Origin of the sequence: Edaphobacter dinghuensis (assembly GCF_014640335.1) — a bacterium.
Taxonomy (GTDB): Bacteria; Acidobacteriota; Terriglobia; order Terriglobales; family Acidobacteriaceae; genus Edaphobacter; species Edaphobacter dinghuensis.
The window spans coordinates 1,021,704-1,036,289 of the sequence record NZ_BMGT01000001.1; the positions used below are offsets into that span (position 1 = coordinate 1,021,704).

Here is a 14,586-nt window from a genome sequence, read left to right on the forward strand (position 1 = left end):
ATAGGCAGGCTCATGCTTGCGACCGATTGTGTTTCGATAACTGCCTTCCTGTTCCGCGAAACTTACGGGGGCCTTACAATAGGATTGCTTTGCGACAGGTAGGTAATCACTGCGCTTGATGCATAGATCGCCAATCTGCACCTATTTCTTCCTAACCGCCATTTGTGATTTCTGCCATGTTAGATTTCTACGAGTTACGCTCCCAACAAACTGAGGCCCGTGGAGGGCTCTTCAGAGTGGTCTCTGTTGTTATAGCCTTGATGATGTTGATGCTTTCAGCAGCGAGCGCACAGCAAGCGAATCCAGTGTTCTCCGGTGATGAGACGATACATGGCATTGTTCTTGGCGTCGATGGAAAGCCGGTGAGCGACGCTGACGTTCTTCTGAGCAGGAAGAGCGCCCCGAGAAGTTTAGAGATGAGGACCAAGGCAGATGGTGCCTTCGTGTTTTCATCTATACCGTCCGGCAGTTATCAGATTGCGGCAACGAAGGCAGGATTACAAAGTCAGGTCGTCGCGATCCTTGTATCGCCCAAGAAAAATACCGAAGAGATAAGACTTGTACTTCAGGAGCCGGGACTCGCTTCAAGTTATGGAGCATCGGCGCAGTCCGAAACGCAAACCATGGAGTTTACCGATAAGCCGAACTTTACCGTTGCGGGCGTTACCGATTGGACTGCTGTTGGAGGACATGGATCGGATTCGATCCTGCGAACCAGCGAATCACTCGCCAAGGATACAGTCACCCTTAAGCCAGAAGATACGGATCATGCCACGGAGGGCGAAGCTTTGGGCCCCAGGGGAAAGATGGAGTCTGAGGGTAAATTGCGTGCAGCATTGGCCAGCTCTCCCAATAGCTTTGCTGCAAACCATGCGTTGGGAGAGTTTTATCTCAGAAGCAAGCGATATCAAGAGGCTATTCCCTTGCTAGAGAAGGCATATCGGATTGATTCGGCCAATGTGGGAAATCAATTCTCTCTCGGGTTAGCGTATGAACAGAGCGAAGAACCTTCGACAGCGCGCCAACACATCCATGAACTATTAGTGGATCATCAAAACTCCGGACTGTATCAGTTGATGGGAGAGCTGGATGAAAAGCTGGGAGATCCTCTGTCGGCTGTTGATGAATATGAGAAGGCAGTAAAGCTTGACCCCAGCGAACAGAATTACTTTGATTGGGGTTCCGAGTTATTGCTGCATCGTGCTGTTTGGCAAGCACAGGAGGTCTTTCGTAAAGGAGCAGAGGCCTATCCCAAATCTGCCAGGATGCAGACCGCAATAGGCACTGCGCTCTTTGCCGGCGCACGTTATGATGAGGCCGCTGGTCATCTTTGCCGTGCTGCCGATTTGAATCCAGGTGACCCTAATCCCTACTTGTTCATGGGGAAGATCCAGATGGCAGCGCCAAATCCATTGCCCTGCATCGAGCCAAAGTTGGCATACTTTGTGCAGCAGGAGCCTACAAACTCGGTCGCAAATTATCTCTATGCAATGTCTATCCTGAAGCATCAGGAGGCATCTCCGAACAAACAAGCGGTGCAACAGGCTTCGTCGTTATTGGAGAAGGCTGTAGCGATTGATCCGAAGTGTGGTGAAGCTTACCTGCAGCTCGGAATCCTCTCTGCATCGCAACGATCTTTTGATAAGGCGATTGATTTTTACAAAAAAGCAATTGAAGCGAATCCTCAACTGGCTGATGCTCACTATCGTTTGGCAATGGCCTACGATCGTACAGGCCAGTCGTCAAAGGCTCAGCAGGAGTTGCAGCTTCATGACCAGCTCAAGCGAGAACAGGCCGAAGCTGTTGAGCAGCAGCGAAGAGAGGTCAAACAATTCCTGATCGTCAAATCAGGAGATTCGGTAGGACCAGCAATGAAGTAAAGCTTCTACGATTCCAGCTGTTGTTCAAAGCAATGTCATGATGCTTTAGGGGTAAAGGAGGTGATGATTCCATCGCCTTCGCGAATAGTGATAATTTGGTTCGCTTTGACCTTTGTGAATCGCTCTATCTTCTGTGTCGTCGGCCACTTTACCTCGATAAGATCAACGGTATCTACCTTGCCGATGCCGAAGTGAAGACGCAGGTCGCTTTGTGACATTACGCTGGTGCCGCTATGCACTTCATCCATTTGTGCGTGCTTGCCGGTGATCACCCTGACGCGGGCGCCTATCGCGGTTCGATTGCACTTGGTCCCCACGAGCTTGATCTTGATCCAGTTCTGCTTGTTGCCTCCATCATTCCGCAGAAGCGATGGGAGATCGTTTAGATTGAGCACAAGTGCATCCATGTTGCCGTTATTGTTGTAGTCTCCAAATGCGGCACCGCGGCTCGAAAAGCGCTCGCTGATTCCGGGGCCCATCTCTGCGGAGACATCCTTAAATGTCCCATTTCCAAGGTTCTTATAAACGAGCCGTGGATTCTTAAATGGTTCGCCCAGGTTGTAATGATCAACCTCCGGGTAGACGTGTCCGTTGACCTGAAGGATGTCTTGCCAACCGTCATTGTCGTAGTCGATGAAGCCACAGCCCCAGGCGACATAGCGATTGTTGACCCCGATTCCTGAAGGTGAGGTTACATCGGTGAACGTGCCGTCGCCGTTATTGTGATAGAGATTGCAGGTATCGTCGACGAAGTTTGTCTTGAAGATATCGAACCAGCCATCGCAGTCATAGTCGGCTACGGCAACGCCCATCCCGGCCTGCTCGTGTCCGTCGTTGTTATAGGCACAGCCAGCCATTACTGCGACATCGGTGAATGTGCCGTCGTGATTATTTTTAAATAAAATGCTGGCTTCCGAGTCCACCGCAATGTAGATGTCCGGCCACCCATCGTTATCGAAGTCGTAGGATACGGGCGTAATCGAATAGCGTGGGCCGGGCTTGAGGATTCCGGATTTCTCGGAGACATCGGTAAAGGTTCCGTCACCGTTATTGTGATAGAGGATATTCGTGTCACCGGGAAGCCCGCGCGGCCCGCAAAGGATGGGGACACCCTTCCATTGGCAGTAGTGAGTTGCACTGGCAGATGGGATGTTGTCCAGGTCGATCTTGATGTAGTTGCAGACGAATAAATCGAGATGGCCGTCACGGTCATAATCGAGAAACGTGCAGCCAGCGCCCCAGCGTCCTTTTTCCTGATAGAGGCCGGCCTTTCGAGTCACATCGGTAAAGGTGCCGTTGCCGTTATTGTGAAAGAGCATGTTGTGGCCAAGGAAGCAGCAAAAGAGGTCATCCCAGCCATCGTTGTCGTAGTCGCCTACGCAAACGCCTGTCTGCCAGCCTGTAATGCCCAGCCCTGATTTCTCGGTTACATCAGTGAACGTGCCGTCGCGATTATTCTTAAAGAGATGCGAAGTGGGCGCTTTACCAGCGGGCCAGGTTGTATCGAGACGATTGCCGTTCGTCAGGTAGATGTCCAGCCATCCGTCGTTGTCGTAGTCAAAAAATGCGAGACCGCTGCCCTTCGTCTCAATAATCGAACGCTTATGGTCGATGCCGCCCCATACATTGGGAACGTTAAGCCCGGCTTGCTGAGCTACATCCACAAATTGGACGTCGGATGCTTTTGGATCTAACGCAGCCGCTTCTACGGTCAAAGAATGCTTCCATTTCCAAAGAGGAGTGGTCAGTGCATCCGTCAATGCGCCACCAAGTAAAAAGAGGGAAGATCCGATAAAGCGCCGTCGCGGAGAGATCATAGATGGGTGCAATTATAGCGATAGTTTTCTGATCGACAGAAGGCAGACCGGTGATGGATAAAAGCCTTTTCGATCAAAGTAAGAACTCACTTGCAATGGCTATCGCAATATCTCCAAAGCCTGCTTTGCTTCTGCGTTCAGTGGCTGTGCGAGCAGTAGCTCCTGCAGGACCTGCTTTGCCTTTTCCTTTTGAGCTTCCATTGCATAAAGGCGCGCAAGGTTGAGATATGCCTGTTCATTGCCAGGGGCCATCCGTATCCCAGTTTTGAACTGCTCCTCTGCTTTTTCATAATCTTTCAATCGCACAAAGATGATGCCAAGGTTGTTTAAGGCTTCAGGATATGCGGGGCGAAACGAAAGCGCCTTTTGCAAATAAATAGCAGCCGCCGGAAGCTGGTTCTGCTGCGCATAAACCATGCCAAGACTGTAGTTGCCTTCAGGATCATCAGGCTGGATTCTCAGCGCATGAGTCAGGGATTCCTCTGCTTTTCCGAAGTTCCTCTGGCGCCGGTAAACATTTCCGAGATTCAGCAGTGCAATTTCGTAGTCTGGTCTTAGCTGCAACGCCTGCTCAAAGTTTGCGATGGCATCTTCGGAGTGTCCTTCCTGAGCATTGATCATTCCCAGGTTGCTCCACGCCTCTGGATAGTTCGGGCGCAGCTTGAGGGCTTTTTCGAGATAGCTACGCGCTTGTTGAAGATCGTTTCTGCGCAGATTGAGAGTGCCGAGGTTGTAATATCCTTCAGAATTATCAGGTTTAGAGGCGATTACTTGCTGGAAAGACTCTGCTGCCTGGTCAAGATATCCATGCTGGAATAGTGCAACTCCATAGGTGAAATCATTGCGTTGAAATGATCCCTGAAAGAGCTCGCCCTTCAAAGGAATAGCGCGAGAGGTTCGCTCGGCAGCATTAGTCGGTGCGGTTCTTGCATCTTCGAGCACGTGCTCGGGATCGATTGCGCCCTGGTAGATCTTGACGATCATGCCCTTTGCGTCCAATAGGAAGGACGTCGGAATTGCAAGATCTCTGCGACGATCGAAGAGGTAGCGATAGATGATGTTGTAGATGCACCCCACCTCTTCTGTCGCAAAGAGAACAGGGAAGGAAAGTTTCTCCATTGTTGCGATTGATCGCGCGGATGGGACGTCAGCAGCCTCGTCAATATTGATGGCGACAATCTCCATGCGGTTTGCTGCAAACTTCGATCGGTGCTGCTGAAGAGATCGCAGCTGCTCGCGACAGAGCAGAGATGTTGTCGCCCAGAAGTTGAGAAGCACGAAATTACCTTGTAGCTGTCGCAGCTCTCTCATGTTCCCGGTCAAGTCCGGCAACGAAAATTCGGGAGCTTTCAATGGAGAGATCAACCAGGTCTCCACTTGAGATGGCAACGTCTCCGGCGGCGAAGGCAATCCCTCTCGCGTATAAGCCTCAGGCGTTGCGGCAAAGGCTTTGGCGCGATATTGTTCTACGCTCTCTTCTATCTCGATGCGGTGGTTTAGAGGCACATTTTCAAACTTCTGAACTATCCCGCTCGGCCAGCGAACCGTTACCTTTAATACTCCCTTTGGCCTTCCAAGCCCAAAGAAGACTTCTTTGGAATGTTGTGCAAGAAATCCTGAGCCTGCCTGCAAGTATTTCGTTTGGGTGATCGTGTCTGTCTCAACCGTAATTGCGGCTCCGATTGCATCACGATTACTCTTATGCCCGCGCAATCGAAATGCAATTGAGTCGCCCAGATCACTCATTGCATTGTGCAGAATCCGCAGTTGAGGAGCATTGCGGTTTTTAAGGATGACCTCCAGCCGGCCATCATGATCGATATCTGCGAGTGCAAAGGAGCGGCTATCTTCGATGAAGTCCAGCCCTGTAACGCCGGAGACTTCGGAGAACGTGCCGTCGCGGTTGTTCGCGAACATCACATTTCTTTCGTAGGCGTTCCAAGAGCTATCTGATCGGATCAATTCATTGATGGCATTCCAGCCATGTTCATAAGCTAATGAAGGCGTAGCGTCGTCGGGTGATTTCGCCACAACCTGTCGCCAGAAGAAACTTGCGATGTCGTTTCGATCTACTGCAGAGATATAGCCGTTGGTGACGTACAAGTCGGAGTAACCATCATGGTCAAAGTCCCAAAAATCTGAGGACCAGGACCATCGGCCCATTGCGACTCCAGCCTGCTGGCCAACGTTGTGAAATGTGCCATCTCCCTGGTTTCGATACAAAGCATTTCCGCGTGCGTGTCGTTGATAGAGAGCGCGAATGCTTTGCGGAGCTTCCTGATGAAATTGCGCTTGCCCTGAAACTCTTTGGCCAGAGGCCTCCCACATGCTTGTGATGTAGATATCCTGTTGCCCATCGTTATTGAAATCGGACCAGCAGGCGCTCATTCCGGCGCCGACATCTTCAATGTGCGACTCTTTGGATGCAACGGTAAAAATCCCATTTCCGTTATTGCGATAGATCTGCGAGCTTCCGAAATCGTTAGCGATGCACAAATCGGGCAGGCCGTTCGAACGCGACTCTCCCCATGCACACGCAAAGCTGTATCGGTTATTGTCTACGTTTAGTCCCGCGGTCTCAGTCTTTTCTACAAATTGCCCATTTCCTTCATTGTGCAAAAGGCAGTTTGGCGGCCCATTGCGTGCATCGTAGTAGGGAACAGGGTAGTGATACTGATCGAGGCCGAAGTAGTACATGTAAGTGCAGAAGTAGATATCGAGACGCCCGTCGCCATCGTAGTCGGCGATTGCAGCATGCGTAAAAGTCCCCTGAGGCGGACTCGCAAACTTGAAGGCATCGCGCTTGAGCGAGAACGTTCCGTTTCCCTGGTTCTGGAAGAGCAGCGGTCCGCTACCGCAAACGACGAGGAGATCTTGAAGCCCTCTGTTGTCAAAGTCTGCGAACAGCGCGCAGGCCGTGTTGTCGAGCGCACCGACTCCGGCTTTCTCGGTCACATCTTCAAAGGTTCCGTCGCCGCGGTTGCGATAAAGCCGATTCGGTAGTCCTGCCGGCTGGCAAATATATAAGTCATCGAAACCGTCGTTGTCGTAATCGCCGGCAGCCACACCATTGTTTCCATAAAGATCGATGCCGCAAGCGCCGTCCAGGATAGTTCGCCAATAGTCGGCTCCGTGAAGCATCTGGTTTTTATAAGACTCAACACCATTCAGAGCTTGCGACGATACATCAAGAAATGCAGCATGGCTCCCGACGCTGAGTATCTCTTCGCCAGCCTCCCACTTTTGGGCGATCCATTCGTTCAATGGGCTGCGCGACCATTCGGTTCGCCATGTCCCAACTCGTTCTTCGCGTTGAGCATCCTTATGGATCGCGACGATGTCGTACCGAATTGACAGTTGAACCGTAAGAGAAGCGGCGGGAGTTACCTCGATCTCATAGATTTCAAATTCGGCAGTCTCGATCTTTGCGACCGGACCAAGCCAGCTTTGAAGCTCCTTAACAAACCGTTCAGGTTGGGAGGGGGCTGCCTCGCTAAACTGTCTCTTCGTTGCGCTGATTCCATATCTCGAGCGCAGTTGGACTTCCTTGATCGGTTGTAGAAGGGAAGTTTGAATAGAGGGTGATAAGAGCTTCGATAAGTTTGGAAGGTTATGAACGGACTCTCGAAGGGATTGACCCCACTGCTGAAGGAGCGAATCGATCTCGAAGGCGTACTTCTCGGTGAGATATTCATCTGAGCCCGGAGCTACCAGGCCAAGAACGTTCGCCAATGGAGACTTTATGGGGTAGTGGGGCTTGAAACGAACGTCGGTAAAAGGGAATTCGGAATGCGGTTTGGAGGGATCAGAGGAGGGAGCCAGAAAAAAGGATGAGCCCCAAAAGGGAGCAGGCCGAAGCAGGAGAGGAGCGAGGCTAGCGCTTTTAAGAAGTGCCCGTCGTGAGAGTAGCGTTTTCGTATTGCTTCGATCTGGCATGATTTTCAGGGAGCGGTGAATAGGAAAGATGCCCGCAGAATATCACCCCGCATTGACTCTTAAAGTGCAACTTCGAGTCTTAGAAATCAAACTTATAACTCTGGATACAGACCCATTTAGATGATTGTGCGAGCGACTCCATCATTTGGTTGATACCGGATCAAATCTTTTTGTTGACATGGGTTTTGATATGTAATATTGTTTGCAATCGCACAACCTGTAACCGTTTACAGCTTAGTCAAAGTTTGGGCCCCGCTTCTCAGTAATGACTAAATGATTAGAAGAAAAGAAACGGACTTAGGAAGACAATGATGAAATTTGAGGACATTAGGATGGCTACTGACCGCAATACACTTAGCTGGCTGAAAAGAAGTGGCTGCATAGCACTCGCGTGCTTTTGCATTTTCTTAGTCTCGACGAATTATGCAGCAGCCCAGGTCGACGAAGGCTCGATTACCGGAACGGTTCAAGATGCTACTGGAGCGGTTGTACCTGACGCTCAGGTTACCCTCTTGAACACGGACCAGGGCATCACCCTCAACGTAAAAACGAATACCGCCGGACAGTACACCTTCTCCCCGGTCAGGATCGGGCACTATGCTGTAACTGTTAGTGCAGCCGGGTTTGCCACGACGACCCAAAAGAATCTGACTGTTAACGTCGCGCAGTCTCTGCAGGTCAACGTTCAGCTCAAGCTAGGTACTGCGGCTGAGACGGTTGAGGTGAATACTGCTCCGCCGCTTCTGCAGACCGATGAGTCTTCGGTCGGCCAGGTGATTACCGAAAAGAGCGTGAACGATCTCCCGCTCAATGGCCGTAACTTTACCTTTCTCGCCCAGCTCGGCGCTGGCGCTCAATCACCCCAGGCTGACACGCGCGGTAATGCGGCCTCCGGTGCCTTTTCCGCCAATGGCCTGCGCCCAGCGCAAAATAACTATTTGCTGGATGGCATTGATAACAATTCCAACGCCGTCGACTTTCTGAACGGCACAAACTTCGCCGTTCTGCCTCCGGTGGATGCAATCTCGGAATTCAAGGTTCAGACGGCAGCTTTCAGCGCTGAGTTGGGTCGTTCTGCTGGTGCCGTTCTCAACGCTACGATCAAGTCCGGTACGAACAGCCTCCATGGAGCTGCATGGGAGTTCTTCCGTAACGATAAACTCGATGCTGCCGACTACTTTGAACGTACTTCCGCGGGTACTCAGAAAGGTGCATTGCGCCAGAACCAGTTCGGCGTCTCTGCTGGCGGCCCTATTATCAAAAATAAGGTTTTCTTCTTTGGGGACTATGAAGGGTTTCGGCGTGTTCAAGGCACTGTCGCGAAAGGGTCAGTGCCAACAGCGAATGAGATCAGCAGCGGTTTCACTAATCTGAGTGATCTTGTCACGTACCAGAATGGAACTCAAAAAGATAGTCTCGGCCGTATCATCCCGCTTGGTACGGTGCTAGACCCAGCGACAACGCGCCTAGTGACGCTTAACACCCCAGATCCTGTAAGTGGAATTACACCTGACGCATCGAATGGAGGGTCAACCGGATATGTTCGCGACCCTTTCGGAACTTGTCCCGCTAGTACACCGACTTTTACGCTCGCTGCTTGTGGCCTGAATCGTCTGCCATCCAGCCGATTAGATCCAGTCGCTCTCAAGTTGTTAACTCTTTATCCTGCTGCTAATGCTGGTAGTGGCATCAGCAGCAACTATGTACGCAGCCCCAACCTGTATGAACATAAGAACTCAATGGATGCCCGCATCGATTACAACCCAAGTTCAAGCGATCAGGTCTTCGGACGATTCAGCTATGTTGATGATCCGCAATTCATTCCCAGTATTTTTCAAGGTATTGCGGATGGCGGCGGATTCCAGCAGGGTATTCAGACAGCCAAATCCAGTCAGTCTGTTGTGGGCTACACTCACGTATTTACACCAAAAACGATCAACGTAGCTCATGTAGGTTTCAATCACCTTCACACAACTCGTTTTGGCCCCGAAGGCGGGACGAATGGCATTCCTGAGCAGTATGGAATTCAGGGCATCCCACAGTTTTCCGAAAACGGCGGCCTTCCTGCCATATCCATTGGTGGTTTGGCAACACTCGGCAGCAATTCCTTCCTGCCGTCTGACGAAGTTAGCCAGACCCTCCAGATTACCGACGACTTCACCAAGATCTGGGGAAATCACAGCTTCAAGATGGGCATTGAATCGCAGCACGTGAAGTTTTCGGTACTTCAGCCGGCGTATTCGCGTGGCACTTTCGACTTCAACGGTCAATACACCGATGTTCCGCAGCAGAATAACGGCGGGACGGGCCTTGCGCAACTCCTGCTTATTCCGACAGCAGCGACTGTCCCGAACGGCGTCGACTATTCGGGTGGTTCCGACTCTATCAATGCTTCTAACGTCAATAAGACCTATGACGCCAGAACTTATCTGGCCACCTACTTCCAGGATGACTGGAAGGTTAGTCCGAAGCTGACCCTCAACCTCGGTCTGCGGTGGGATTACTTCAGCCCCATCAAGGAAACCAATGGCGGCCAAGCTAATTTTGTGCCAGACGGACCAACCGGAAATGGTGTTCCGACCTTCCTTATTCCGGCCTCTGGAAAGGATGATCGAAGCTTGTCTACCAGCTTTACGACGCTGTTGGCCAAGGACGGAATTGCGCTGGACCAGACAGACGAATACGGCCAGGGACTAGTAAAAACGCCGAAGAACAATTTTGCACCGCGTGCTGGTTTCGCATATCAAATCACTCCAAGGTTGGTCGCACGAGGAGGCGCTGGCTTATTCTACAACGCGTTTGAAAATCAGGGATATGGCCCGAACATTGGCGAAAACTATCCCTTCGTCTTCAACTTCGGGTACTCGCCAATTGTGCCTGCCAATAGTCCCACCGGACTTTCGGCAGTTGCGCCAATCAGCTACAACACGCCTTGGGCAGGCTGTTCCACGGCTGGCCCAGGTAGTGTCGCAACCCTTAGCTCTGGGCTCTCTTGCGTGCAATTCACGCCGTTGGCTGTGAATGCAAAGGGGCTGGGTTTGCAGGGGCTTCAATTCAACGCTCAGACGCCCCGTACGATCAGCGTGAACGCCACCCTGCAATATTCGATAACACATAGCATGTCCCTGACAACGGCATATGTCTTCACTCAGGCGAAGTACCTTCAGCAAGGGATTGGTGCAAACAATGTCACCGCACTCCTGCCTGCGGGAGAAGCAACAAACAATACCGCGAGTCCAGGAGCTGGCGGAACAGTGCCTTTCCCAGACTTCTCGGGGGGAAGTTATCAAGCAAATATAGGGCAAAGCGACTATAACGGCTTGCTGATGACGCTCGAGCAGCAGTACTCGAATGGCCTCAGCTTCCTTCTCACCTACACCTACTCCAAGACGCTCTCGGACGCTGGCGATTTGCTGAACGGCGGAAGCGCAAGCGGATTGCGTGCAGCTTCTGTACCGGGTCTTGGTCCTATGTTCGATTGGGGACTGGCCGACTTCGATATCCGTCATGTAGTGCACTTTAGCGGTGGATATGAACTTCCAATCGGAAAAAATAAACGCTTCCTCGGTAACTCTGGGAGAGCAGCGAATGCCTTGGTCGGAGGATGGTCAGCAAACTGGATCGCGTCGCTTCAGGGTGGTCAGCCTCTAGGATTCAGTTGCCCCACTTCGACGACTGCTGGAACTAGTTGCCACGATGTTCGAGTTGCGGGTCAGAGTCCAAAACTCGGCATCTACAAAGACTCGCAGGGTGCGGTGAATTGGATCGGAAATGCTAAGGCATTTCAGCAACCCTGCGAACTGGGTCCTGGCGGAACAATTCTAAACAAGCCTGCTGGTTGCATTCCCTACACGGGGAGCGCAGTCTTGGGCGACGCAGGCTCAGTCACAACCGGCCCCGGATTCCATCGTTTGGACTTTTCGTTGTTCAAGGCAATTCCGATCAACGATCGGTTCTCCATGCAATTCCGAACAGAATTTTTCAATATCTTCAACCATCCGAACTTCAATGCGCCTAACTTTGGCGGTAACGGAGTTGTGGCTATTAACAATTCTGGTAACTTCAATAGTTCCAACTTCGGAGAGATTGGGTCTACCAGGGATGCTCCTTATGATCCGCGGCAGATCCAGTTCGCTCTGAAGCTGTATTACTAGCGCAGGATAGAAATACCCCGGAAAGGTGAACAGCCTTTCCGGGGTTTATCCTTTTGTGGAGCGTTTTGCTCACGTAGCTATGATGGAGGCGGAATTGTGAGCAGAAGGGCCTGGTGCCGGCATGCATTATTGTTTTCTTTGTTGGTCTGGACGACATTTGCGACAGCTGAAGGCAATCAGCAGCAGAAATTAGATCGTCAATTTCAATCGGCGGTGGCGCAGTACAACGCTGGTCAATTTCAAGAGGCAGCGGCGCAGCTCGAAGATTTATTGCCTCATGTTCCGAATAACTTTGAAGTAGAGGAGTTGTTGGGTCTTGTCTACGCCTCGATGTCCCAAGATGCAAAAGCGATCGTGCATCTAAAAACAGCAGTTCGCTTGAAGCCAAACTCGTCAGCTGCAAGGACTAACCTGGCAGCTAGTCTTTCCCGTGCTGGTGATACTCAGTCGGCCGGTAAACAACTGCAGAAGGCCTTCGAGCTTGCACCTCATGAATACACGACAAACCATAATCTGGGTGAGTTCTATATCAAGTCGGGAAAGATCACAAAGGCGCTTCCGCTATTGAAGCAGGCACAGACGATCGATTCCTCTTCGTACGATAATGGCTACGATCTCGCAATGGCCGATCTTATCACCGGCCAACTAGTAGAAGCGCGACAAATTGTCCAAAATCTTCTTCAAAAACAGAACACTGGAGAACTGCACAATCTACTAGGCCAAATTGAAGAGAAAGATGGGAAGTATGTAACGGCTGTAAATGAGTTTGAAACCGCAGCTCATATGGATTCAAGCGAAGATAATTTATTTGATTGGGGAAGCGAACTGCTCTTGCACCGCACCTACGAGCCTGCAATTGAAGTATTCCGTGCAGCTTCCCAGCATTATCCGAAGTCTCCGCGGTTGATGATCGGCTTGGGAATGGCGCTTTATGCGCGAGGATTTTACGAGGACGCTGTGAAGGCTTTACTCGCAGCGGCTGATTTAAATCCCTCCGATTCTCGATGCTATCTCTTCTTATCCAAGGCGTATGATAGCTCTCCGAATCAAGCAGATGAGGTAATTCAAAGATTTAAGCGATATGCTGCTCTCGAACCAAATAATGCTTTGGCGCAGTATTATTACGCGATGAGTTTGTGGAAAGGGAAACGGGTTGAGGGTTCGGGCCTGGACTTTCAAGAGGTTGAGAATCTGCTCAAGAAGTCGATAGCACTTGATGGCTCAATCCCGGAAGCCCATATGCAGTTGGGCAATCTATATGCAGATCAGCATCGGTTTGAGATATCAATTCCTGAGTATATCCGAGCGCTTCAACTGAATCCAAATCTTCCTGACGCTCACTATCGCCTGGGAACGGACTATGTTCATATGGGAGAAAAAGATCGTGCGCAAGCTGAGTTCGCGATTTATCAAAAGCTTCGGGCACAACACATGGCTGAAATGGACAAGGAGCGAGCTGAGGTGCAGCAGTTCATCTATTCCTCTAAATCGACACCCGATGTGAAGCCATGACTGATGAGTTGTATATCTCAAGATTCAAATAGATTCGATGATGTATTGAGCCTAAGAGATTGCAAGAGGGAACAGGAAGATTCGATGAGTCAAGCATCATTCCGCAGAGGGGTTATGGCGCGGTCTATGGACAGAAGGGAACTCAGTTCTCAGGAAATTGCGCGTCATCTTGGTCGCACCAGACGAGATTTTTTGCGTGAGGTCACAGGTGTAGCTTTAGGGGCATCGCTTATGGGAGCAAGCCCGTTTGTTTACGGAGCAACTGCCGCGAAGAAGAGGAAGGTCATCGTCATTACATTTGGCGGTGGTGCTCGCGATCAGGAGACCTTTGCACCTGAAGGGCAGATCAATATTCCGCATATGCTGGGTGAACTCATTCCGCAATCGAGTTTCTTTACGCAAGTTACAAACCACGGAATTCTCGGTCACTATGTTGCAACTGCAAGTTTGGCCACTGGCGTATACGAAACGCTCAATAACTTTTCTGCCGTCCCTCCAGAACATCCGACTATCTTCGAGTATTTTCGCAAGGATCTTAGACGTCCCGTCTCGGATGCATGGGTTGTTGCACCAAGCAATGGCTTCAACAGGATTGGAGAGAGTGATTGTCGCTCCTATGGTTCTGGGCTTGGTGCTCGAGTCATTTTGCCGAAACATCTTCTGACTGCTGCAACTTCAGGCGCCGATGATCACTATGGACATTTGCTGCATGACAATTATGAAACTCCGCTCTATGCTCCGCAGATCGGCGGTGGTGAATTTGAGCTTCAACAACTGGAGCAAATCTTAAAGCTTTCTGTAGACGACTTCAAGGCACATGCTAAGACGCTATCGAGTCCGGATGAACTCTCGGTGTATATTGCCAAGCGGTTGATGAAACAGGAATCTCCCAGTCTTCTGTGGATTACCATGCATGATATCGATATCGCGCATTCGGGAGCATACTCGCTCTATGTCGATGCAATTCGTCGCACGGACCGACTCTGCGCCGAGCTATGGAAGGCCGTGCAGGAGGAACCTGAGTATGCCGGCAATACCACGCTTCTTATCCTCCCCGATTTTGGACGGGACGCTGATCAGGATTCTGGTGGAAATGGCTTTCAGCACCACCGTACGGGGGATCCTGCCTCTCGTACCACTTGGATGATGGCCCTTGGTGCGGGGGTCCGTTCCGGTGTTGTCTATGACAGTCCGGTACAGTCTATCGATCTTGTTCCTACAATCGGGTCGATGATGGGATTTTCTGCTGCGCAAGCTCAAGGAAGACCAATTAAGGATCTGCTCTAA

General features: G+C 50.9%; 6 protein-coding genes. 4 read left to right on the plus strand and 2 right to left on the minus strand.

The annotated features are described in order from the left end of the window. The first annotated feature begins 236 nt into the window (after window positions 1-236). Window positions 237-1,880 carry a tetratricopeptide repeat protein gene (locus IEW09_RS04055; protein ID WP_229739062.1) on the plus strand — a complete coding sequence of 548 codons (1,644 nt, stop codon included), beginning with the start codon at window positions 237-239 and terminating at the stop codon, window positions 1,878-1,880. 35 nt (window positions 1,881-1,915) lie between these two features. Here IEW09_RS04055 and IEW09_RS04060 read toward each other — a convergent pair whose 3' ends face one another. Next, entirely contained in the window at window positions 1,916-3,697 is a 1,782-nt protein-coding gene (locus IEW09_RS04060) for a CRTAC1 family protein (RefSeq protein WP_188552844.1), read from the minus strand. Between the two features lie 99 nt (window positions 3,698-3,796). Continuing rightward, the gene (locus IEW09_RS04065; protein ID WP_229739063.1) at window positions 3,797-7,429 is read right to left on the minus strand and encodes an FG-GAP-like repeat-containing protein; all 3,633 of its coding nucleotides are present in this window, start codon (window positions 7,427-7,429) and stop codon (window positions 3,797-3,799) included. A 536-nt stretch (window positions 7,430-7,965) separates the two neighbouring features. Between IEW09_RS04065 and IEW09_RS04070 the strand changes: the two genes are divergently transcribed. The 3 genes from IEW09_RS04070 (at window position 7,966) to IEW09_RS04080 (ending at window position 14,586) form a co-directional block, all read left to right on the plus strand. Further along, window positions 7,966-11,787 carry a TonB-dependent receptor gene (locus IEW09_RS04070; protein ID WP_188552846.1) on the plus strand — a complete coding sequence of 1,274 codons (3,822 nt, stop codon included), beginning with the start codon at window positions 7,966-7,968 and terminating at the stop codon, window positions 11,785-11,787. Window positions 11,788-11,883: 96 nt separating this feature from the next. Next, window positions 11,884-13,299 (plus strand): tetratricopeptide repeat protein, encoded by a 1,416-nt coding sequence (locus IEW09_RS04075; protein WP_188552847.1) that lies wholly within the window; start codon window positions 11,884-11,886, stop codon window positions 13,297-13,299. 84 nt (window positions 13,300-13,383) lie between these two features. Then, window positions 13,384-14,586 carry an alkaline phosphatase family protein gene (locus IEW09_RS04080; RefSeq protein WP_229739064.1) on the plus strand — a complete coding sequence of 401 codons (1,203 nt, stop codon included), beginning with the start codon at window positions 13,384-13,386 and terminating at the stop codon, window positions 14,584-14,586.

What these genes read in the sequence shown, in the direction of transcription:
- IEW09_RS04060 (WP_188552844.1), bottom strand. Translation starts at nt 3,697, where the DNA reads ATGATCTCTCCGCGACGGCGCTTTATCGGATCTTCCCTCTTTTTACTT.
- IEW09_RS04070 (WP_188552846.1), top strand. Translation starts at nt 7,966, where the DNA reads ATGGCTACTGACCGCAATACACTTAGCTGGCTGAAAAGAAGTGGCTGC.
- IEW09_RS04080 (WP_229739064.1), top strand. Translation starts at nt 13,384, where the DNA reads ATGAGTCAAGCATCATTCCGCAGAGGGGTTATGGCGCGGTCTATGGAC.